The following is a 23,245-nucleotide window of genomic DNA, read 5'->3' on the forward strand; positions in this document are numbered from 1 at the left end:
GTTGACATCAATGTTGAATGACACGACGCCTTCGCGGGCAAGCCTCGCTCCTACAGGGGATCGTATTCGCTGCGGATTCTGCGGATAAGCCTAAACTCAAACGTAAGCAATCGTTGCGATACAGCAAAGGCGACAAACAGCCGTACAGTCGTGTTGCCACCATCCATTGTGTACAATCGCGGTGTTTTTTACGCGATACTTGCCAGCGACCCACTGTGCCGTATTACAGTCACGGTCAATTCGCCGCAGTTCTCCCGACTCGAGTGCCCATGAACGAACAGTTGCAACCCCTCAAGAAACAACCGCGAGCAGGCAAAGCCGGCCGCAGCGGTACCCAGGACGATATTGTCTACGCGCATATCTTCGAGGCCATCCTCGAACAGCGCCTGGCGCCCGGCACCAAGTTGAGCGAAGAAGCGCTGGGGGAAATTTTCGGGGTCAGTCGCACCATCATTCGCCGCGCGCTGTCGCGCCTGGCCCATGAAGGCGTCGTGCTGTTGCGGCCGAATCGCGGCGCCGTGGTTGCCAGTCCGAGTGTCGAGGAAGCGCGCCAGGTGTTCCTCGCCCGCCGTCTGGTCGAACGTGCGATCACTGAACTGGCCGTGCAGCACGCCACCGCCGAGCAAATCGCCGAGTTGCGGCAGATGGTCAACGACGAGCGCGACAGCTTCTCCCGTGGCGATCGCGGTGCCGGCATTCGTCTGTCGGGCGAGTTCCACCTGAAACTGGCCGAAGCGGCGAAGAATGCACCGCTGATCAGCTTCCAGCGCAGCCTGGTGTCCCAGACTTCGTTGATCATCGCGCAATACGAAAGCGGCAACCGTTCGCACTGTTCCTATGACGAACACACCCAACTGATCGACGCGATCGAAGCGCGCAACGGTGAGCTGGCGGTGAACCTGATGATGCATCACATGGACCACATCGACAGCAAACTCAACCTCGACGAAGAAAGCGCGTCGGATGATTTGCATGCGGTGTTCTCGCATTTGTTGCAGACCAAGAAGCCAGGGCGTTCGCCGGCGAAAATCTAACGCCGTCCCCTGTAGGAGCGAGCCTGCTCGCGATGGTCGTTAACGATTACGCGGGGTATCTGAAGCCCCGCGGCGCCCTTGAGTCCATCGCGAGCAGGCTCACTCCTACAGGGCATAAAAAATCCCCCGGAATCTGATGATCGCGGGGGATTTTTTATGCCCGAAAAACCTTAGCGCTGATGCACCTGATTCCCCGCCGCATACGTCTGCAACACCGTCCGGTCATCCCCCAGCGTCATCAACACAAACAACGTCTCGGCAATGTTGTTCGCCTGCTTCAAGCGGTAGCTCAGCAACGGCGTGGCGTTGTAATCCAGCACCAGGAAGTCCGCGTCGGTGCCCGGTTGCAGCGTGCCGATCTTGTCTTCCAACCGCAGTGCTCGTGCGCCGCCCAGCGTCGCCAGGTACAACGATTTGAACGGGCTCAGCCGCGCCCCTTGCAACTGCATGACCTTGTACGCCTCGTTCAATGTTTGCAGCAGCGAGAAACTGGTGCCGCCGCCCACATCGGTGCCGATACCGACATTGAGTTTGTGCTTCTCGGCCATCGGCAGGTTGAACAGGCCGCTGCCGAGGAAGAAGTTCGAGGTCGGGCAGAACGAGATGGCCGAGCCGGTTTCTGCCAATCGCGCGCATTCGTCATCGCACAGGTGCACGCCGTGGGCGAAGACCGAGCGCTCGCCGAGCAACTGGTAGTGATCGTAGACGTCCAGGTAGCCTTTACGCTCCGGGAACAGTTCCTTGACCCACTCGATTTCCTTGAGGTTTTCGCTGATGTGGGTCTGCATGTACAGGTCCGGATATTCACTCAGCAGCTGGCCGGCCAGGGTGAGTTGTTCCGGGGTGCTGGTCGGGGCGAAACGCGGCGTGACTGCGTAGTGCAAGCGACCCTTGCCGTGCCAGCGCTCGATCAACGCCTTGCTTTCGACGTAGCTGGATTCGGCGGTGTCGGTCAGGTAGTCCGGCGCGTTGCGGTCCATCATCACCTTGCCGGCGATCATCCGCAGGTCCAGCTGTTCAGCCGCTTCGAAGAACGAGTTCACCGATTGCGGGTGCACGCTGCCGAACACCAGCGCGGTGGTGGTGCCGTTGCGCAGCAGTTCCTTGATGAAAATGTCCGCGACTTCGTCGGCGTGAGTCTTGTCGGCGAACTGGCTTTCACACGGGAAGGTGTAGGTGTTGAGCCAGTCCAGCAACTGTTCGCCGTAGGCGCCGACCATGCCGGTTTGCGGCAAATGGATATGGGTGTCGATGAAACCGGGGGTGATCAGCGCGTCCTGATAATGAGTGATCTCGATATCGGCGGGCAGGGTTGGCAGCAATTCGCTGGCGTGACCGAGGGCACTGATCTGGCCGTTATCGACCACCAGCAAACCGTCTTCGAAATACTCGTACGAGGCTTCGATCCCCACTTCAGCGGGGTCGGCGATGCTGTGCAGGATGGCGGCGCGGTAGGCTTTGCGAGTCAGAGGCATGGGCGTTCTCAATTAGAGGCTTGGCTGCGGCGTGAGGCAGGCAGCAATTTGGCAATCGACGATCCGGCGCTGGCGGCGTGCTGGCCGAAATTCGCGTTATAGGTGGCGATGATTTCGCCGGCGATGGAGATGGCTATTTCCACAGGCAATTTGCCTTTGACTTCGCCGATGCCCATCGGGCAGCGCATGCGTTGCAGCACGCTGCTGTCAAAACCACGGTCGCGCAGGCGGTGTTCGAACTTCACCCGTTTGGTTTTCGAACCGATCAGGCCGAAGTAGGCGAAGTCATTGCGCTTGAGGATCGCAGCGGTGAGTTCAAGGTCGAGCTGATGATTGTGGGTCATGACGATGCAGTAGCTGCCGGCGGGCAGGTCGTCGATTTCATCCACCGGCTCTTCGGCGACGATTTTGCGCACGCCGTGGGGGATCTGTTCAGGGAATTCATCTTCCCGCGAGTCGATCCAGCGCACCCGGCAGGGCAGGCTGGCGAGCAGCGGCACCAGTGCGCGACCGACATGGCCGGCGCCGAACACGGCGATCTGCGCCTGGACCTGGCCCATCGGTTCGAACAGCAGCACGGTCACTCCGCCGCAGCACTGGCCGAGGCTGGCGCCGAGGCTGAAGCGCTCCAGGTGCGTGTCCTGTTTGCCACTGGCGAGCATCTCGCGGCCGATCTGCATGGCCTTGTATTCCAGATGCCCGCCACCGATGGTGTCGAAGGTCTGGCTGGCGCTGATGACCATTTTCGAACCGGCATTGCGCGGCGTCGAGCCGAGCTCTTCGATGATGGTCACCAGGACGCAGGGTTCACCGCGGTTTTGCAGGTCGGCGAGGGCGTCGATCCAGTTGTACATATTCACCTCAACATTTCTGTTGTTTGTTCGGGCCTCATCGCCAGCAAGCCGGCTCCTACAGGTTTTGTGTCAGTCGCAGAATCGCGATACACCACCGATCTGTAGGAGCCGGCTTGCTGGCGATCCAGGCGCCGCGGTCTTTACAGCGAAGCCAACTCGGTTTCGGTTTCAACGGCCTTCGCCGCCTTCAACTGCCGCATCTGCTCACAGCCCCACAACACCCGCTCCGGCGTCGCCGGCGCATCGATTTTCGGTTGATGTTTGTAATCACCCAGACTCGCCACAGCGTCCTTGATCGCACACCACGACGCGATGCCGAGCATGAACGGCGGCTCACCCACAGCCTTGGAATGGAACACCGTGTCTTCCGGGTTCTTGCGGTTTTCCACCAGCTTCACCCGCAGGTCCAGCGGCATGTCCGCCACCGCCGGAATCTTGTAGCTCGCCGGGCCGTTGGTCATCAGTTTGCCCTTGGCATTCCAGACCAGTTCTTCCATGGTCAGCCAGCCCATGCCCTGGATGAAACCGCCCTCGACCTGCCCGATGTCGATCGCCGGGTTCAGCGAGGCGCCAACGTCGTGGAGGATGTCGGTGCGCAGCATTTTGTACTCGCCGGTCAGCGTATCGACGATCACTTCGCAGCACGCCGCGCCGAACGCGTAGTAGTAGAACGGCCGACCACGTGCCTGGCTGCGGTCGTAGAAGATTTTCGGGGTCTTGTAGAAGCCGGTGCTCGACAGCGAGACCTGAGCGAAATACGCCTGCTGGATCAGCGCTTCGAACGTCAGGATGTGATCGCGAACCCGTACGTGACCGTTGTGGAATTCCACGTCTTCTTCGCTGACCTTGTATTGCCGTGCGGCGAATTCCACCAGGCGTTTCTTGATGATTTCCGCCGCGTTTTGCGCAGCTTTGCCGTTCAGGTCAGCACCGCTGGAGGCGGCGGTCGGCGAGGTGTTCGGCACCTTGTCGGTGTTGGTCGCGGTGATCTGCACGCGGTCCATTTCCACCTGGAACACTTCGGCCACGACCTGCGCGACTTTGGTGTTCAAGCCCTGGCCCATTTCCGTGCCGCCGTGGTTCAGGTGGATGCTGCCGTCGGTGTAGACGTGCACCAGCGCACCGGCCTGGTTGAGGAAACTGGCGGTGAAGGAAATACCGAATTTCACCGGGGTCAGCGCCAGGCCTTTTTTCAGGATCGGGCTGTTGGCGTTGTAGCGGCGAATCGCTTCGCGGCGCTCGGCGTACTGGCTGCTTTCTTCCAGTTCGGCGGTCATTTCCTCGAGCATGTTGTGCTCGACGGTCTGGTAGTAATGGGTGACGTTGCGTTCGGTCTTGCCGTAGTAGTTGGCCTTGCGCACCGCCAGCGGGTCGAGGGCCAGATGCCGGGCAATCGCGTCCATGACTTCTTCGATGGCGACCATGCCTTGCGGGCCGCCGAAGCCACGGTAAGCGGTGTTCGACGCGGTGTTGGTCTTGCAGCGATGACCGTTGATCGTCGCATCGCCGAGGTAGTACGAGTTGTCGGCGTGGAACATCGCACGGTCGACAATCGAGTTCGACAGGTCCGGCGAGCAGCCGCAGTTACCCGCCAGTTCCAGCTGAATGCCGTGCAGGCGCCCGCTGTCGTCAAAGCCCACGTCGTACTCGACATAGAACGGGTGACGCTTGCCGGTCATCAGCATGTCTTCAACGCGCGGCAGGCGCATTTTGGTTGGCTGGCCGGTGAGGTGCGCGATGACGGCGCACAAACATGCCGGGCTCGCTGCCTGGGTTTCCTTACCACCAAAACCACCGCCCATGCGGCGCATGTCGACGACGATTTTGTTCATCGACACGTCCAGCACTTCCGCCACCAGTTTCTGTACTTCGGTGGGGTTTTGCGTGGAGCAGTAGACAATCATCCCGCCGTCTTCAGTGGGCATCACCGACGAGATCTGTGTTTCGAGGTAGAAGTGCTCCTGGCCGCCAATGTGCAGCGTGCCCTGGATACGATTTTTCGCTGTCGTCAACGCGCCCGCTGAATCACCGCGTTCATGGGTGTGGCTGTCCAGCACGAAATGCTTTTTGCGAAAGGCCTCGACCACGTCCAGCACCGGTTCCAGGTCTTCGTATTCGATCACTGCGGCCATGGCGGCTTTGCGTGCGGTCTCCAAGTCACGAGCGGCAACGGCCAGTACCACCTGACCGACGAACTGCACGGTGTCGATGGCCAGCAACGGATCACCGGGCATCAGCGGGCCGATGTCTTTCAGCCCCGGCACGTCTTCGTGGGTGATGGCGATGCGCACGCCTTCGAAGGCGTAGCAAGGCTTGGTGTCGATGCTGATGATTTTCGCGTGGGCGCGGTCCGACAGCCGTGCGTAAACGTGCAGTTGGTTCGGAAATTCCAGACGGTCGTCGATGTACTGCGCCTCACCGGACACATGCTTGGCGGCGCTGTCGTGCTTGACGCTGCGGCCGACGCCGGTGGTCAGGTCCTTGGCGAACAGTTCAGCCAGTTCGGCTTGGGTCTTCTCTACAGCGTGATGATTAGACATAAGCGGTCACCCGAGTCTCGATGTGCGGCGTTTGCAGTTCAATGAAGTATTTGCGCAGCAGGTTTTGTGCACTGAGCAGGCGGTATTCCTTGCTGGCGCGGAAGTCCGAGAGCGGCGTGAAATCGTCGGCCAGTGCGGCGCAGGCGCGTTCGACGGTGGCGTTGTTGAACGGTGAACCGAGTAACACGGCTTCGCAGTTGGCGGCGCGTTTCGGGATGGCAGCCATGCCACCGAAGGCAACGCGTGCGTCGGCGATCACACCGTTTTCCAGGCGGATGTTGAAGGCGGCGCAAACGGCGGAAATGTCATCATCCAGACGCTTGGAAACCTTGTACGCACGGAACAGTTGTTCGGCGCTGGCACGCGGCACGATGATCTTCTCGATGAACTCGCTTTCCTGACGCGCGGTGACGCGGTAATCGATGAAGTAATCTTCCAGGGCCAGGGTGCGGCGGGTTTCGCCCTTGCACAGCACAATCTGCGCGCCCAAGGCGATCAGCAGCGGTGGCGAGTCACCGATCGGCGAGGCGTTGCCAATGTTGCCGCCGAGGGTGCCCTGGTTGCGGATCTGCAACGAAGCGAAGCGATGCAGCAATTCGCCGAAGTCCGGGTACTCGGCGTTCAAGGCTTCATAGCAATCGGAGAGGGCGGTGGCGGCGCCGATTTCCAGGCGATCGTCAAAGCGTTCGATGCGCTTCATTTCGGCAACGTTGCCGACGTAAATCATCACCGGCAGCGTGCGGTGGAACTGCGTGACTTCCAGCGCCAGGTCCGTGCCGCCGGCCAGCAGCCGGGCCTGTGGATAAGCGTCATAGAGGTCGGCCAGATCGGCGACGGTCAGCGGCACCAGGCAGCGCTTGTCGCCGCTGTTGAGTTCGCCGATATCGGTCGGCGCGATGGCTTTCAGGCGCGCAATGGTCTCGGCTTCGCGAGCGTCGAATTGATCGGGTTGCTTGCCGCAGCAGGATTGCTCGGCGGCTTGCAGAATCGGCCGATAGCCGGTGCAACGGCAGAGGTTGCCGGCCAGTGCTTCGTGCGCTTTATGCGAGTCCGGTTGTTCGCTGTTCTTTTGCAGTGCGAACAGCGACATCACGAAACCGGGGGTGCAGAAGCCGCATTGCGAGCCGTGGCACTCGACCATGGCTTTCTGCACGCTGTGCAGTTCGCCTTGGTGCTTGAGGTCTTCGACGCTGATCAGTTGTTTGCCATGCAGCGACGAAACGAACGTCAGGCACGAGTTGAGGCTGCGATAGCGAATGTGTTCGCGGCCATCGTCATCCGATTGCAACTCGCCGACCACCACGGTGCAGGCGCCGCAGTCACCGCTGGCGCAGCCTTCTTTGGTGCCGGGTTTGCCCACATGGTCGCGCAGATAATTGAGCACGGTCAGGTTTGGGTCCAGGGCGTGCTCGCTACGGAGTTCCTGGTTAAGTAAAAACTGGATCACGGAAGGCCTCGCAGACTCATTATTGTTGTTAACCGACTTGGACCGAATTTATCAGGTCTGACTTTGCGGTCAATGATTTTCTGACTTAAAGGTCAGGAAATAGCATTTTGTCGATCAACGACTCGTTCCTTCATTATTGACCCTTGCGGGTTAGCCTGCTTTTTGCGGGATTCGTGCCAAAAACCGCCGAGTGGGCACTCCGCCATGACCCCTCATGTGCGCTACACTGCGCCGCTTGTACAGATCGAAGAATTTGAAGGACACCCATGACGTTCAAGGCGCCGGACAGCCTCGCCGAGCAAATTGCTCACCACCTCGCCGAACGCATCATTCGTGGCGAAATGAAGCCCGGGGAGCGCATCCAGGAACAGAAGGTCACGCTGGCCCTCAATGTCAGCCGCGGCTCGGTCCGCGAAGCCTTGCTGATCCTTGAGCGGCGCCACCTGATCGCGATCCTGCCGCGACGCGGCGCGCATGTGACCGAACTCACCGTGCACAAGGTGCAGAGCCTGTGCACGCTGATGGGCGAGATGTACATCCTGCTCGCCAATGCCGTGGCCACTGGCTGGAAAGTCCAGGCCGACCTGGCGCCGTTCTTGCAAATCCAGCAGCGCCTGACCGCGAGCTACGAGCGTCAGGACATCCATGCCTTCGTCGACGACAGTTTCAATGTGATGCGCGCCACCTACGGGTTTGCCAACAACCCGTACTTGCAGGAAACCGTCGAGAATCTGCAACCGGCCATGAGCCGTGCGTATTTCCTCGCCCTGGAGCAGCGCAAGGCCTCGATGAGCGAGTATCTGGAACTGTTCGAACGCTTGCTCGCGGCCGTGATCGCCCGTGACCATGCGCTGATTCGCACCGTGCTGACCGCGTATTGCCAGCGCAGTTGCGATCTGGTGATTGCTGCCCTGACGGACGCTTAAGCGTGCGGCTCAAGTGCATCAAGCTGGCGGGGTTCAAATCCTTCGTCGATCCGACCACGGTGAACTTCCCCAGTAACATGGCGGCGGTGGTCGGGCCTAATGGCTGCGGCAAATCGAACATCATCGACGCCGTGCGCTGGGTGATGGGCGAGAGCTCGGCCAAAAACTTGCGCGGCGAGTCGATGACCGACGTCATCTTCAACGGTTCGACCAGCCGTAAACCGGTGAGCCAGGCCAGCATCGAGCTGGTGTTCGACAACACCGACGGCACCCTGCTTGGCGAATACGCCGCCTATGCGGAAATTTCCATTCGCCGCAAAGTCACCCGCGACAGCCAGACCACCTATTACCTCAACGGCACCAAGTGCCGTCGCCGCGATATCACCGACATCTTCCTCGGTACCGGCCTGGGTCCGCGCAGCTACTCGATCATCGAGCAGGGGATGATCTCCAAGCTGATCGAGTCCAAGCCCGAAGACTTGCGCAACTTCATTGAAGAAGCGGCGGGCATCTCCAAGTACAAGGAGCGCCGGCGCGAGACCGAAAACCGCATTCGTCGCACCCACGAAAACCTGGAGCGCCTGACGGACCTGCGCGAAGAGCTGACGCGTCAGCTTGAACGCCTGCACCGCCAAGCGGAAGCGGCCAAGAAGTATCAGGAATACAAGGGCGAGGAGCGTCAACTCAAGGCCCAACTGTCGGCCCTGCGCTGGCAGGCCTTGAACGAACAGGTCGGTCAACGCGAAGCGATCATTGGCACCCAGGAAGTCACGTTCGAGGCGCTGGTGGCCGAGCAGCGCAACGCCGACGCGAGCATCGAACGCTTTCGCGACGGGCACCATGACCTGTCGGAGCGCTTCAATCTGGTGCAGGGGCGTTTCTATTCGGTCGGTGGCGACATCGCCCGGGTCGAGCAGAGCATCCAGCACGGTCAGCAACGCCTGCGTCAGCTGCAGGATGATCTGAAAGAAGCCGAGCGCGCGCGTCTGGAAACCGAATCTCACCTGGGCCACGACCGCACGTTGCTGCTGACCCTCGGCGAAGAGCTGGACATGCTCACGCCGGAGCAGGAAGTCACCAGCGCCGCCGCCGAAGAAGCCGCCGCCGCGCTGGAAGAATCCGAAACCACCATGCACGGCTGGCAGGAGCAGTGGGACACGTTCAACCTGACCGCCGCCGAGCCGCGTCGCCAGTCCGAAGTCCAGCAGTCACGCATCCAGCAGCTGGAAACCAGCATGGAGCGTTTGGCTGATCGTCAGAAGCGCCTCGGCGAAGAACGCGCCTTGCTTTCGGCGGACCCGGAAGACGCGGCGATCATGGAACTCAGCGAGCAGTTGGCCGCTTCAGAAGCCACGCTCGAAGACTTGCAGGCCAGCGAAGAAGCGCAGGTCGAGCGACTCGAGCAACTGCGTCAGGAATTGCAGCAAGCGTTGTCGGCGCAGCAACAGGCGCAGGGCGATTTGCAGCGTCTCAACGGGCGTCTCGCTTCGCTTGAAGCCTTGCAGCAAGCCGCACTCGATCCGGGCACCGGCACCGCGGAATGGTTGCGCGAACAACACCTGGCGGACCGTCCACGCCTGGCCGAAGGCCTCAAGGTTGAAGCCGGTTGGGAGCTGGCGGTGGAAACCGTGCTCGGCGCCGATCTGCAAGCGGTGCTGGTGGACGATTTCGGCGGTTTCGATCTGGCCGGTTTTGCCCAGGGCGATTTGCGATTGCTCAGCCCCGCCAGCGATGGCATGCGCGTGCCCGGCAGCTTGCTCGACAAGGTCGAGGCTCAGATCGATCTGTCGCCTTGGCTGGGGCAGGTCAAGCCGGTTGAAAACCTCGAACAGGCCTTGGCAATGCGCAGTCAGTTGGGCGCCGGCCAGAGCCTGATCAGCCGTGATGGTTATTGGGTTGGTCGGCACTTTTTACGGGTGCGCCGCGCCAGCGAAGCGGAAAGTGGCGTGCTGGCTCGCGGTCAGGAAATCCAGCGTCTGAGCGGCGAGCGCGAAGAGCGCGAGGCTACGGTCGAAACCCTCGAAACCCAACTTCAGAATCTGCGTGCGCAGCAGCGTCAGCAGGAAAACGGTCGCGAACATTTGCGCCGTTTGCTGCAGGACGAAGCGCGTCAGCAAGGTGAATTGAAAGCCCAATTGTCCGCCGGCAAAGCCAAGGTCGAGCAACTGACCTTGCGCCGTACGCGGCTCGATGAAGAACTCACCGAACTGGCCGAGCAGCGCGCGCTGGAACACGAAAACATCGGCGAAGCGCGCCTGCAATTGCAGGAAGCCCTCGACGCCATGGCGTTGGACACCGAGCAGCGTGAGCTGCTGCTGGCCCAGCGCGACAGCTTGCGCGAACGCCTTGATCGCGTGCGTCAGGAAGCCCGGCAGCACAAGGATCACGCGCATCAATTGGCGGTGCGCCTGGGTTCGCTCAAGGCGCAACACGACTCGACGCGTCAGGCGCTGGAGCGGCTGGAAATGCAGTCCGAGCGCCTGACCGAAAAACGCGAACAGCTCAGCCTCAATCTGGAGGAGGGAGAGGCGCCGCTGGAAGAGCTGCGCCTGAAGCTCGAAGAGTTGCTCGACAAGCGCATGACCGTCGACGAAGAACTCAAGACCGCACAGATTGCCCTCGAAGACGCCGACCGCGAATTGCGTGACGCCGAAAAACGCCGCCACCAGGCCGAGCAGCAATCGCAGTTGATTCGTGGCCAGATGGAAACCCAGCGCATGGAATGGCAAGCCCTGACCGTGCGCCGCAAGACCCTGGAAGATCAGTTGCTGGAAGACGGTTACGACCTGCACGGCGTACTCGCCACGCTGACGACCGAAGCCAGCGAGAAGGACGCCGAAGAGGAACTCGAACGCATTGCCGCACGTATTCAGCGCCTCGGCGCGATCAACCTCGCGGCCATCGACGAATATCAGCAACAATCAGAGCGTAAACGTTATCTGGATGCGCAGAACGACGATCTGGTCGAAGCGCTGGACACCCTCGAGAACGTGATTCGCAAGATCGACAAGGAAACCCGCAACCGCTTCAAGGATACCTTTGATCAGATCAATGGCGGTTTACAGGCGCTTTTCCCAAAAGTTTTCGGTGGAGGACGCGCGTATTTGGAACTGACGGGCGAAGATCTACTCGATACAGGGGTGACGATCATGGCGCAGCCGCCCGGAAAGAAGAACAGCACCATCCATTTGCTCTCCGGTGGCGAAAAAGCCCTGACCGCACTGGCCCTGGTTTTTGCGATCTTCAAGTTGAATCCGGCGCCGTTCTGCATGCTCGATGAAGTTGACGCGCCGCTGGATGACGCTAACGTTGGACGCTACGCCCGGCTGGTGAAAGAGATGTCGCAGACGGTGCAGTTCATCTATATCACCCACAACAAGATCGCCATGGAAATGGCCGATCAATTGATGGGGGTGACGATGCACGAACCGGGTTGCTCGCGTCTGGTGGCAGTGGATGTCGAGGAGGCGATGGCGATGGTGGATGCCTGAGTCGGCGTCTGTAGGTTGAGTATTTTTTGTCCTTAGGACTTATTTACCTTCCTTGACTTGCTGGCCAATCGACATATTCGCGCAAGCCATTGTGACAGACGGTGTAAAGTTGCCTTTGGTCGTGCTAGTTTAATGTCAATTTTTCGTATACGTGGGCAAAACGCCTGTCAGAACATAGAGTTGGCGCCACGTTTTAAAGCGGTTTGCAAGTTGTAAGCCCCTTATTTTTCAGCATTTTTTATAGAGGCACGGGATTACATGGAAATCGGTCTGCGCGAGTGGCTGATCGTCATCGGCATTATTGTCATTGCCGGTATTCTTTTCGATGGCTGGCGCCGGATGCGCGGCGGCAAGGGAAAACTGAAGTTCCGTCTTGATCGAAGTCTGTCCAATTTGCCGGACGAGGACACCAGCGCCGAGCTGTTGGGCCCGCCGCGCGTTCTGGATACCCACAAAGAACCGCAACTGGACGAGCACGATCTGCCGTCGGTGAGCATGCCTGCCCGTGAGCCCCGTGAGTCGGGTTCCAAGCGCGGCAAGCGTGGCCATGCCGAGCCGTCGCAAGGCGACATGAACCTCAGCCTGGACCTGGACGGCGGCCCGAGCTTCAGCAGCCGTGACGACGATTTCCCGGATAGCACCAAGGCCTCGCCTTCGGTCAGCGACAAGGAACAACCGCAAGCCGAAGAAGTGCTGGTGATCAGCGTGATCTGCCGCGACGCCGCTGGCTTCAAAGGCCCGGCGCTGTTGCAGAACATTCTGGAAAGCGGTCTGCGCTTCGGCGAGATGGACATTTTCCACCGCCACGAAAGCATGGCTGGCAACGGCGAAGTCCTGTTCTCGATGGCCAATGCGGTCAAGCCGGGCGTCTTCGATCTGGACGACATCGACCACTTCAGCACACCGGCCGTGAGCTTCTTCCTCGGCCTGCCAGGCCCGCGTCATCCGAAGCAGGCCTTCGACGTGATGGTGGCTGCGGCGCGCAAACTGTCCCAGGAGCTGAACGGCGAACTGAAAGACGACCAGCGCAGCGTACTGACCGCGCAGACGATCGAGCATTACCGTCAGCGCATCGTCGAATTCGAACGCCGCGCCCTGACCCAGAAGCGCTGATATTGGTGGCCTGCGGAAAATCCTGAATTCCCCGCAGGTCTGTGTAGGAGCCAGCTTGCTGGCGATGGCGTATTTGAGATCGCCATCGCCAGCAAGCTGGCTCCTACAATTAAAATCACCGCCGTATTTACAGATTGAGCAGCCTCGGCTGCTCTTTTGCTTTATGAGAGAACACCCATGACCGCCGCCAAAAACCGTATTCTAGAGCTGCGCGCTGAGCTGGATCAGCACAACTATCGCTACCACGTGATGGACGAGCCGAGCATTCCGGACGCCGAGTACGACCGGTTGTTCCATGAGCTCAAGGCCCTCGAAACAGCCAACCCTGACCTCATCACCAGCGACTCGCCAACCCAGCGTGTCGGCAGCGCGGCGCTGTCGGCGTTCACCCAGGTGCGTCACGAAGTGCCGATGCTCAGCCTCGGCAACGCCTTCGAAGAAACCGACATGCGCGAGTTCGATCGTCGGGTGACTGAAGGCCTCGACCTGCCAGCCGGCGACTTGTTTGGCGGCGGGGCGGCGGTGGAGTACAGCTGCGAACCGAAGCTCGATGGCCTGGCGGTCAGCCTGCTTTATCAGGACGGTGTGTTGGTGCGCGGCGCAACGCGTGGTGACGGCACTACCGGTGAAGACATCAGTGTCAACGTACGCACCGTGCGTAATATTCCGCTCAAACTGCAAGGCCCCGGCTGGCCGGCGACCCTGGAAGTGCGCGGCGAAGTGTTCATGTCCAAGGCTGGTTTCGAACGGCTCAACGCCACGCAACTGGAAGTCGGCGGCAAGACCTTCGCCAACCCGCGCAACGCGGCGGCGGGCAGCTTGCGGCAGCTGGATTCGAAGATCACTGCCAACCGTCCGCTGGAATTCTGCTGCTACGGCATCGGCCAGGTTTCGGCGGAGATTGCCGACACCCACATCGGTAATCTGAAGCAGCTTCAGGCATGGGGCATGCCGATCAGTCGCGAGCTGAAACTGGCACACGGCATCGATGAATGCCTGGATTACTACCGCGACATCGGTGAGCGCCGCAACAGCCTCGCCTATGAAATCGACGGCGTGGTGTTCAAGGTCAACAGCATCGCCTCCCAGCGTGAATTGGGCTTCCGCGCTCGCGAACCGCGCTGGGCGATTGCCCATAAATTCCCGGCGATGGAAGAGCTCACCGAATTGCTTGACGTGGAATTCCAGGTCGGTCGGACCGGTGCCGTAACGCCGGTGGCGCGCTTGAAACCGGTCAAGGTGGCGGGCGTCACCGTGGCCAACGCGACGCTGCACAACATGGACGAAGTGGCGCGTCTGGGGTTGATGATCGGCGACACCGTGATCATCCGCCGCGCGGGCGACGTGATTCCGCAGGTGGTGCAAGTGGTCATGGAGCGCCGCCCGGAAAACGCACGGCCAGTGCAAATTCCTGAGCAGTGCCCGGTCTGCGGTTCGCATGTCGAACGCACACAATTGGTCAAGCGCAGCAAGGGTCGCGAGACCATTAGCGAGGGCGCGGTGTATCGCTGCGTCGGTCGCCTGGCCTGCGGCGCGCAACTCAAGCAAGCGATCATTCACTTCGTTTCCCGTCGAGCGATGGACATCGAAGGGTTGGGCGAGAAGAGCGTCGAGCAGTTGGTGGACGAAGGTCTGGTGAGTTCGCCGGCCGACCTGTACGCCCTGACGTTCGAGCAAATCGTCGATCTCGAAGGCTTTGCCGAGTTGTCGAGCAAGAACCTGCTCAGCGCCATCGAAGACAGCAAAAAGCCGGGCCTGGCGCGCTTCATCTACGCCCTCGGCATTCCCGATGTCGGCGAAGAGACAGCCAAGGTGCTGGCACGCTCCCTCGGCTCGCTGGAGCGGGTTCAGCAGGCGTTGCCGCAAGTGCTCACGTACTTGCCGGATGTCGGCCTGGAAGTGGCTCACGAGATTCACAGCTTCTTCGAAGATGCGCATAACCAGCAGGTGATCGCCGATCTGCTCAAGCATGGTCTGCAGATTCAGGATCAGGGCGAGTTGGGCGCCGAGTTTGCGGCGAGCACCACGCTGGGCGGTTTCCTCGACAAGCTGCACATTCCTTCGGTCGGGCCGGGCGGGGCGCAGAAGCTGGCGGAAAAATTCGGTTCGCTGGAGGGCGTATTCGGCGCTGACTGGCTGGACATGCGCCAGGCCTTGCCAGAGAAACAGGCCAATTCGGTTCGTGAGTTCTTTGCCGTCGCCGAAAATCGTCAGATCGCTGAAGCCGCTGAAAAGCAGCTGCGCGATTTCGGCATGCATTGGCAGAGCGAGAAAAAAGTCGTCGAAGGCTTGCCGCTGGCAGGGCAGACCTGGGTGCTGACCGGTTCGCTGGAATTGATGAGCCGCGATGTTGCCAAGGACAAACTGGAAAGCCTCGGCGCCAAAGTGGCCGGTTCGGTGTCGGCCAAGACCCATTGCGTGGTGGCTGGGCCGGGTGCCGGTTCGAAGTTGGCCAAGGCCAATGAACTGGGGTTGAAGGTGCTGGATGAAGAGGCGTTTGTCGGGTTTTTGAGCAAGCACGGTATTTCTGTGTGATGCCAATCGCGAGCAGGCTCGCTCCCACATTTGGCCGCATTCCTGCTGGAAGAACGCGGTTACCTTTAGGAGTGAGCCTGCTCGCGAAGGCGATATTCGCCATCACGCAAAATCCGGGAACGATCGACAACCAATCATGATCTAGTCTTGGCAAGCCCAGGGAGAGATCGCCATGTACCGCTTCTTCGAACAGCTCAGTTCACGCATCGCCGCGCCTTTCATTGGCGAAAGTTCGCGCAACAGCAAGGTCTGGCATTGTCGTTGCGGGCAGTCGCTGTTCTTTCGCAACAGCCAGTGCCTGGCTTGTTCGGCGGCCTTGGGCTATCAGCCTGAACAGAGTCGCTTATCGTCGTTACAGCCCGGTTTACAGGTCGACACCTGGATTCTCGATGCCGACCCCGGCGCGGGTATCTTCCGGCGCTGCGCCAATCTCGACACCCCGGCCGCCTGCAACTGGCTATTGCCGGCCAACGATCACGAAACCTTGTGCATCGCTTGCAGCCTGAATCACACCATTCCTGATTTATCGCTTCCCGAGAATCACGAACGCTGGCGCAAGGTCGAAATCGCCAAGCGTCGGCTTGTTGCGCAACTGGTCAGCCTGGGTTTGCAGGTCATCCCCAAAACCGTGGACGAAGAGAGCGGGCTGGCATTCGATTTCATCGGCGTCGACCTCGAAGGCAAGCCACCGACCACGGGCCATGCCAACGGCCTGATCACCCTCGATATCAAAGAAGCCGACGACGCGCACCGCGAGCAGGTGCGGGTGCAGATGCACGAACCGTATCGCACGTTGCTCGGGCACTTCCGTCATGAGGTCGGGCATTATTATTGGGACCGGCTGATCGCCAACTGCCAGTGGCTGGAGCCGTTTCGCGACGTGTTCGGTGACGAGCGCGCAAGTTACGCCGAGGCGCTCGACCGGCATTACCAGCAAGGCGCGCCGCTCGACTGGCAGCAACATTTCGTCAGCGCCTACGCCACGATGCATCCCTGGGAAGACTGGGCCGAAACCTGGGCGCATTACCTGCACATGATGGACGCGGTGGACACCGCCCTCGGCTTCGGCATGAGTGCGCGGGAAATGGATTTCGACTACCAGCCATTCCCGCCCAGCACCCTCTATGATCCGCAGCATCCCGGCGGTGCGGCGTTCCTGTCATTCGTCAATGCGTGGATCGAACTCGCCGGCATGCTCAACGAACTGTCGCGCAGCATGGGCCAGCCGGATTTCTACCCGTTCGTATTGCCGCCGACGGTGATTGCCAAGTTGCACTTCATTCATCTGGTGATTCAGCAGGAGGGCGGCAGGGCGGATGAAGTGGTGCAAGACCTGTAGGCGCCCGCGCTCTTTTCAGGACTGCGCATGTCCTTGAAGCCGCTCATATTTTTTAATCCGCCCGAACGGTTGTAACTTCGCCTCAGATAGGTACAATGGCGCGGCTCGCCGTCAGGTGAGCGTCGTTATGGTGACCCCATCGGTCCCCCCGCAACGATTACCCGTGAACCTGGTCAGATCCGGAAGGAAGCAGCCACAGCGGGAACATTGTGTGCCGGGGTGTGGCTGGTGGGGTTGCCTCCATAACGCACCGCGAGCCTTCTCTCGCGTTTTTCATCAAAAAATACCGTCTTGTTGCTCTGCCATGGATTTCGTCCAGGGCGGATTTTTCGTCGTTTCCGTTTTGAAAACAGGCGCAAAAAAGGAGGCCGACCTGTCGAATCACGACAAGTCGGCCTCCTTTTTTCATTTCCGCCACTAAGGCTTGGACATGGCCTGGTCAACCGCTGCAATCAGCTTTCCCAGATCCTTCGGGGTGGCTTTGTGGATGACTCCGAACAGGTACGCCCGCTGTTCATCCTCATCGCCCAAATCTGCGAAGAAGGCTTTCAGTTTCACCCCCAGCACGCCGGCAAGCAGGAACAGGGCTTCCACGCTGGGGGTGTAGGTGCCGGTTTCAAAACGGCTGATGGTTTTCGGGTCAAAACCGGTTTTTTCGCCGAGTTCAGCCTGAGTAAGCCCCGCGACCTTGCGGTAACGCCGAATGGCTGAACCCAAACTTGAAATTTGCATCGCTCAATTCCCATTTAGAATCAAGAACTTAACGATAGATTTTTGCATTAGACAACTGCATGATCCATCACCTTGCTTTGCAAAATGTGATGCATTTCGTAGAATTGCCTCCTCCAAAGGGTATTTGGTGACCTGTTTGCGTAAGTTTGGCTGATGCGAAAGAGCCAGTACGGTGCTCCCTTGAACAATAAGTGGAGTGCTGAAGCCTCCCTGAAGCCTTGCAAAATGTTATCGAAATCGTTGTTGCTGCCCTTTGTCCGGGTCTTTGAGCCTAGTTGATCTTCGGCGGCCAAAGGGCCATCAATCGCTGTTCCTGGAGTGATCACGTGGCTCTGCGCAGTACGAATCAAAACATCTCTTCCGGGCATTTTGCGCTGGTCGAGCGGTACCACCGCTAGCGACAGTGAGCCTGACTCATGGATGAGAAATACCGCAGGGCCGTGGACGCCGCCGCAATCTTTTCCGAGACCGATCTGACCGGCCGGATTACCTACGTCAACGATCAGTTCTGCGCCGTCTCCGGTTACAGCCGCGACGAACTGCTCGGGCAGAACCATCGCCTGCTCAATTCCGGCCTGCACTCCGCTGATTTCTTCGCCGGCATGTGGCGCACCATTGCGCTGGGCAATGTCTGGAAGGGCGAGATCTGCAATCGCGCCAAGAATGGCAGCCTGTATTGGGTCGAAAGTACGTTGGTGCCGCTGCTGGATGACGCCACCGGGCGGATTCATCGTTACCTGGCGATCCGTTTCGACATCAGCGAAAAACGCCAACTGCTGCATTCCCTGCAATGGCGGGTCGGCCATGACGTGCTGACCGGGCTGCCCAATCGCGCGTTTCTCTCGGACCTGCTGGATCAGGCGCTGGCGTTCTCGCGTGAGGAAAACATCCCGCTGGCGGTGTGCATGCTCGACCTCGACGGCTTCAAGGCGGTCAACGACGGTTACGGGCATGCCAGTGGCGATCTGTTGCTGGTGGAGGTGGCCAAGCGTTTGCGCGACATTGTTCGCGGCGAGGATGTGGTGGCGCGTCTGGCCGGTGACGAGTTCGTGCTGGTGTTGCGCTATGTGCGTGATGTTCCGGAGCTGCGCGCGGCGCTGAACCGTGTGTTGGGCGCGATTTCGGCGCCGTACCAGCTGCGGGGCAAGACCCTGAATGTATTTGCCAGCATCGGCGTCACCCTGTTCCCCGATGACAATCAAGATGCCGAAACCTTGCTGCGTCACGCCGATCAGGCGATGTACGTGGCTAAGCAGAGCGGGCGCAATCGCTTTCATTTATTCGACGTGTTCCGGGATCGAGAGGTCAAGGCCACTCACCAGACCGTCGAACGGGTTCGACAGGCGTTGGCCGCCGGCGAGCTGCGTGTGCATTTCCAGCCGAAAGTGAACATGCGTCGCGGTGTCGTCGTCGGCTTCGAGGCGCTCTTGCGCTGGGAGCATCCGCAAAATGGCATGGTGCCGGCTAGAGAGTTTTTACCGATGGTGGAGGAGACGGACCTGATCATCGATATCGGTGAATGGGTGATGGATCAGGTGTTGATGCAGTTGGACCGTTGGCAGCAAGCGGGGCAGGGCTGGCCGATCAGCGTCAACATCGCCGCCCGGCATTTCCAGCGAGCGGATTTCGTCGACCGGCTCAGACAGGTGCTCGCCCGCCATGCCGGGGTCGCGCCGCAGATGCTCGATCTGGAAATCGTCGAGTCGGTGGCGATAGAAAACATCCAGCATGTCAGCGCCTGTCTGCAGGCCTGTCAGGCGCTCGGCGTGCAGTTTTCACTGGGCGACTTCGGCACCGGTTATTCGTCCTTGAACTACCTCAAGCGCTTGCGCACCCAGACCATCAAGATCGACAGGTCGTTTATCCGCGACATTCTGCATGATCGCGACGACTTGGCCCTCACCACCGCAGTGATTGGCCTGGCCCGCGCGTTTGGCCGACAAGTGATCGCCGAAGGGCTGGAAAGTATCGAGCACGGCGAGCTGTTGATGCAGTTGGGGTGCGACGTTGCGCAGGGCTATTTCATTGCCCGGCCGATGCCGGCGGTTGATGTGCCGGGCTGGGTCGAAGGTTTTGTCGCGCCGGCGCAATGGCGAGCGCTCGATCAAACAGTCTGAGACTCGCTCTCGCAGGTTCAGGGTTTGCCGACATAAAGCCGGATAATGTCATCAATTTCCCCGGACATTTTCATCCTCAGCAACGTGCGCAGAATGCGTTGCACGGGCACTTTCGGGTCATTACGCACGTAACAACCGACACTCTGCACTTGCAGCACCGCCACGCCTTGCAGTTGCTGCTCAGGTAGCAGACGCTGATTGAACCAGTCCAGCGTCCATTGGTTGCTCACGGCATAGCGGTAGCGTCCGGCCATGAGTTTTTCCAGGACCTGTTCCTGATTGCGCGCGTCCTCGCGAAGCAGGCGCCCGGCGTCGAACAGCGGTTGCAGGGTGGGGTAACTGTAGCCGAGCACCGTGCCGATGGATTGTTGTGGCAAATTCGCCGGATCGATTGAGGTCTGCAACTCGTGCCGGCTGATCAGCACGTCCGGCTGGGTCCAGAGCGGAATGCTCCAGATGTAGTCCCCGGACTGATTTGGCGACCACGTTTGTGCGGCGTAGCAGCGGACATCGATCTCGCCGTGCTCCATGGCATTTTGCACCCGGGCCCGCGGCAGTACGTGAAACTCGGCCGGAACGCCAACCTGGGTCGCGAGGCTGACCATCACGTCATGCAGGATGCCCTGGGTCGGCTGGCCTTGATAAAGCTGCACCATCGGCATCGCCCAACTGTCGGGCACCACGAAGCGCAGCGGCGCGTTGGCAGCCATGACGTTCAGACTCATCAACAGCAGTGCCCCCAAGGCCAGCCGCATAAACGCTCCGCTATCGATGAAAATCGAGCCGATAAAAATCACCGCAAGTGCAGCTTAGCCAGATTAGACGAGCGCGCCGGATGCAATTTTGGCCTTGCTCCGCTAGCATTAGCCGCTTCTGCTTCCCAGTGGCGATGGTTTTCGATGAGTTATCAGGTTCTTGCACGTAAATGGCGTCCGCGCTCGTTCCGCGAAATGGTCGGCCAGACCCATGTGCTCAAGGCTCTGATCAATGCCTTGGACAGCCAGCGGCTGCACCACGCTTACCTCTTTACGGGCACGCGCGGGGTCGGCAAGACCACCATCGCGCGGATCATCGCCAAATGCCTGAACTGTGAAACGGGTATCACTTCGACGCCGTGTGGCGAGTGTTCGGTGTGCCGCGAGATCGATGAAGGCCGTTTCGTCGACCTGATCGAGATCGACGCCGCGAGCCGGACCAAGGTCGAGGACACCCGCGAGCTGCTCGACAACGTGCAGTACGCCCCGAGCCGCGGGCGCTTCAAGGTCTACCTGATCGACGAAGTGCACATGCTCTCCAGCCATTCCTTTAATGCGCTGTTGAAAACCCTCGAAGAGCCGCCGCCCTACGTCAAGTTCATCCTGGCGACCACCGACCCGCAGAAACTTCCTGCAACGATTCTTTCGCGGTGCCTGCAGTTCTCGCTGAAGAACATGACCCCTGAACGGGTGGTCGAGCATTTGTCCCACGTGCTGGGCGTCGAAAACGTACCGTTCGAAGACGACGCGCTGTGGCTGTTGGGCCGCGCCGCCGATGGTTCGATGCGCGATGCCATGAGCCTGACCGATCAGGCGATTGCCTTCGGTGAAGGTCGAGTCATGGCCGCCGATGTACGGGCGATGCTCGGCACGCTCGATCACGGTCAGGTCTATGACGTTCTGCACTCGCTGATCGAAGGCGACGCCAAGGCGTTGCTCGAGGCTGTCCGCCATCTGGCGGAGCAAGGTCCGGACTGGAACGGCGTGCTCTCGGAAATTCTCAACGTGCTGCACCGTGTCGCCATCGCCCAGGCCTTGCCTGAAGGCGTCGACAACGGTCACGGCGACCGTGATCGGGTGCTGGCGCTGGCCCAGGCCTTGCCGGCCGAAGATGTGCAGTTTTATTACCAGATGGGCCTGATCGGCCGCCGCGATTTACCGCTGGCGCCGGACCCGCGCGGCGGCTTCGAAATGGTCTTGCTGCGGATGCTCGCGTTCCGCCCGGCGGACACCGCCGATGCGCCGAGGCAACCGCTAAAGCCAGTGGGGATCAGCCAGGCCACAGTTGATTCCGCAAACTCAGTGGCTGCCGCGCCGGTTGTTGCGCCGGTAGTCGCTGCGGCAGTTGCACCGGTTGTTGCCGCGCCGGTCGCGCCGGTGGTTGCTCCCGAGCCTGAGCCGGTTGCAGCCGTTGTCGTGCCTGAACCGGTCATCGTGCCGGAGCCCGTTGTTGCGCCGGTAGCGGTCGAAGCCGTCGTCGATCTGCCGTGGAATGATCCGGTAGAACCCGAAGTCGTCCAGCAGCCGGCCGTCGAGCCGGTGCTGGAAACCGCCGCTGAACAACCCGAATTGCCCCCGATGCCGTTGCCGACGCCTGACAGCGTGGTGCCAGACGCGCCGGAATGGGCCGCTGCGCCGATCCCGGAACCTTCCGTGGCCGACGTCGACGCCGCGACACGGGGCATCGACCCCGACGATGAGCCGCCGTTGGACGAGGACTACATCGAGCCGGACATGGATTCGGCGTACAGCTACCTCGACGAATTGGCCAGTGAACACGCCGCCGAACCTGCGCCGGAACCCGAACCTGAGCCGGCCGCGATGCCTGCCACCGGTCTGGCCCTGCAATGGCTGGAACTGTTCCCGAAACTGCCGATTTCCGGCATGACCGGCAGCATCGCCGCCAACTGCACGCTGATCTCCGTGGAGGGTGACCACTGGCTGATGCACCTGGACCCGGCCCATAGCGCCTTGTTCAACGCGACCCAGCAACGTCGTCTCAACGATGCGCTGAACCAGTTTCACGGGCGCACGCTGACCCTGAGCATGGAGCTGATCAAGCCCGAGCAGGAGACCCCGGCCCAGGCTGCATCCCGGCGTCGTGCCAACCGTCAGCGCGAGGCGGAAGAGTCGATCCACGGTGATCCGTTCATCCAGCAAATGATGCAGCAGTTCGGTGCGGTGGTCCGTAACGATACTATTGAACCTGTCGAAGCCCTGGTCAGTCAGGGCTAATAACTGAAGGCGCTCGGCCGAAAGGGCCGGGCGCTGTTTTTATCCAAGTACTTTGAGGTGATTCCCATGATGAAAGGTGGCATGGCCGGCCTGATGAAGCAGGCGCAGCAGATGCAGGAAAAAATGGCCAAGATGCAGGAAGAGCTGGCCAACGCCGAAGTCACCGGCAAGGCCGGTGGCGATATGGTCACCGTGGTGATGACCGGTCGTCACGACGTCAAGCGTGTGACCATCGATCCGAGCCTGGTCGAAGGCCTGAGTGAAGACGACAAAGAGATGCTGGAGGCCGTATTCGCCGCCGCCGTCAACGACGCCGTGCGCAAGATCGAAGCCAACAGCCAGGACAAAATGTCCGGCATGACCGCTGGCATGCAACTGCCACCGGGGATGAAGCTGCCGTTCTGATTCGCCAAAGCGCGTCGGATGAGCTACAAAAAAATGCCAGGCATTGCGCCTGGCATTTTTGTTTCTGTCTGTTGGTCATACGGCGCCTGTGAAGCCGCCATCGCGAGCAGGCTCACTCCTACCTGGGAACGCGGTTAACCTGTAGGAGTGAGCCTGCTCGCGATGGTAACAACTCGGTCTCAAGGTAGAAACATCGAACACCCGACCGCCACAAAGGTCTGCTTCCCTATACCGCCAAATTCATCGA

General features: G+C 60.2%; 15 protein-coding genes and 1 other RNA gene. 10 read left to right on the plus strand and 6 right to left on the minus strand.

Annotated features, from left to right (window positions below; translation table 11 throughout):
- The first annotated feature begins 269 nt into the window (after positions 1 to 269).
- Positions 270 to 1,034: a GntR family transcriptional regulator gene (locus tag KGB24_RS26225; protein WP_008027375.1), complete on the plus strand. Its 765-nt coding sequence runs from the start codon at positions 270 to 272 to the stop codon at positions 1,032 to 1,034.
- A gap of 170 nt (positions 1,035 to 1,204) precedes the next feature.
- Here KGB24_RS26225 and guaD read toward each other — a convergent pair whose 3' ends face one another.
- The 4 genes from guaD to xdhA form a co-directional block, all read right to left on the minus strand.
- Positions 1,205 to 2,509 carry a guanine deaminase gene (gene guaD, locus KGB24_RS26230; protein WP_008027372.1) on the minus strand — a complete coding sequence of 435 codons (1,305 nt, stop codon included), beginning with the start codon at positions 2,507 to 2,509 and terminating at the stop codon, positions 1,205 to 1,207.
- 8 nt (positions 2,510 to 2,517) lie between these two features.
- The gene (gene xdhC, locus KGB24_RS26235; protein ID WP_223413895.1) at positions 2,518 to 3,363 is read right to left on the minus strand and encodes a xanthine dehydrogenase accessory protein XdhC; all 846 of its coding nucleotides are present in this window, start codon (positions 3,361 to 3,363) and stop codon (positions 2,518 to 2,520) included.
- A gap of 140 nt (positions 3,364 to 3,503) precedes the next feature.
- On the minus strand, positions 3,504 to 5,903 hold the full coding sequence (gene xdhB / locus KGB24_RS26240; protein WP_192416913.1) for a xanthine dehydrogenase molybdopterin binding subunit: 2,400 nt from the start codon (positions 5,901 to 5,903) through the stop codon (positions 3,504 to 3,506).
- A complete protein-coding gene (xdhA, locus tag KGB24_RS26245) occupies positions 5,896 to 7,350 on the minus strand; it encodes a xanthine dehydrogenase small subunit (protein ID WP_223413896.1) in 1,455 nt (484 codons plus the stop codon). Before xdhA ends, xdhB begins: the two co-directional genes overlap by 8 nt.
- A gap of 266 nt (positions 7,351 to 7,616) precedes the next feature.
- On the opposite strand from xdhA, the gene KGB24_RS26250 reads away from it, so the two are divergent.
- The 6 genes from KGB24_RS26250 (at position 7,617) to ffs (ending at position 16,988) form a co-directional block, all read left to right on the plus strand.
- A complete protein-coding gene (locus KGB24_RS26250) occupies positions 7,617 to 8,276 on the plus strand; it encodes a GntR family transcriptional regulator (protein WP_223413897.1) in 660 nt (219 codons plus the stop codon).
- Between the two features lie 2 nt (positions 8,277 to 8,278).
- Positions 8,279 to 11,767, plus strand: coding sequence for a chromosome segregation protein SMC (smc, locus tag KGB24_RS26255; protein ID WP_223413898.1), 3,489 nt, complete (start codon positions 8,279 to 8,281; stop codon positions 11,765 to 11,767).
- A 258-nt stretch (positions 11,768 to 12,025) separates the two neighbouring features.
- Entirely contained in the window at positions 12,026 to 12,880 is an 855-nt protein-coding gene (gene zipA / locus KGB24_RS26260) for a cell division protein ZipA (protein WP_223413900.1), read from the plus strand.
- A gap of 177 nt (positions 12,881 to 13,057) precedes the next feature.
- Complete coding sequence (ligA, locus tag KGB24_RS26265) at positions 13,058 to 15,415, plus strand: NAD-dependent DNA ligase LigA (protein ID WP_223413901.1); 2,358 nt, start codon at positions 13,058 to 13,060, stop codon at positions 15,413 to 15,415.
- Between the two features lie 172 nt (positions 15,416 to 15,587).
- Positions 15,588 to 16,754 (plus strand): putative zinc-binding metallopeptidase, encoded by a 1,167-nt coding sequence (locus KGB24_RS26270; RefSeq protein WP_223413902.1) that lies wholly within the window; start codon positions 15,588 to 15,590, stop codon positions 16,752 to 16,754.
- Positions 16,755 to 16,891: 137 nt separating this feature from the next.
- Positions 16,892 to 16,988, plus strand: an RNA gene (gene ffs / locus KGB24_RS26275) — signal recognition particle sRNA small type.
- Between the two features lie 183 nt (positions 16,989 to 17,171).
- On the opposite strand, the gene KGB24_RS26280 is transcribed toward ffs, so the two are convergent.
- Entirely contained in the window at positions 17,172 to 17,486 is a 315-nt protein-coding gene (locus tag KGB24_RS26280) for a helix-turn-helix domain-containing protein (RefSeq protein WP_008028568.1), read from the minus strand.
- A gap of 416 nt (positions 17,487 to 17,902) precedes the next feature.
- On the opposite strand from KGB24_RS26280, the gene KGB24_RS26285 reads away from it, so the two are divergent.
- Positions 17,903 to 19,603 (plus strand): putative bifunctional diguanylate cyclase/phosphodiesterase, encoded by a 1,701-nt coding sequence (locus tag KGB24_RS26285; protein WP_223413903.1) that lies wholly within the window; start codon positions 17,903 to 17,905, stop codon positions 19,601 to 19,603.
- Between the two features lie 17 nt (positions 19,604 to 19,620).
- Here the strand turns inward: KGB24_RS26285 and KGB24_RS26290 are convergent, their stop codons facing one another.
- The gene (locus tag KGB24_RS26290; protein ID WP_008028565.1) at positions 19,621 to 20,358 is read right to left on the minus strand and encodes a substrate-binding periplasmic protein; all 738 of its coding nucleotides are present in this window, start codon (positions 20,356 to 20,358) and stop codon (positions 19,621 to 19,623) included.
- 144 nt (positions 20,359 to 20,502) lie between these two features.
- Here KGB24_RS26290 and dnaX point away from each other — a divergent pair, with 144 nt between their 5' ends.
- Both dnaX and KGB24_RS26300 read left to right on the plus strand, forming a co-directional pair.
- Complete coding sequence (dnaX, locus tag KGB24_RS26295) at positions 20,503 to 22,593, plus strand: DNA polymerase III subunit gamma/tau (RefSeq protein ID WP_223413904.1); 2,091 nt, start codon at positions 20,503 to 20,505, stop codon at positions 22,591 to 22,593.
- 66 nt (positions 22,594 to 22,659) lie between these two features.
- On the plus strand, positions 22,660 to 22,998 hold the full coding sequence (locus tag KGB24_RS26300) for a YbaB/EbfC family nucleoid-associated protein (RefSeq protein ID WP_008028561.1): 339 nt from the start codon (positions 22,660 to 22,662) through the stop codon (positions 22,996 to 22,998).
- Positions 22,999 to 23,245: the final 247 nt, after the last annotated feature.

It is taken from the genome of Pseudomonas sp. BF-RE-25 (assembly GCF_019956105.1).
Lineage (GTDB): Bacteria > Pseudomonadota > Gammaproteobacteria > Pseudomonadales > Pseudomonadaceae > Aquipseudomonas > Aquipseudomonas migulae.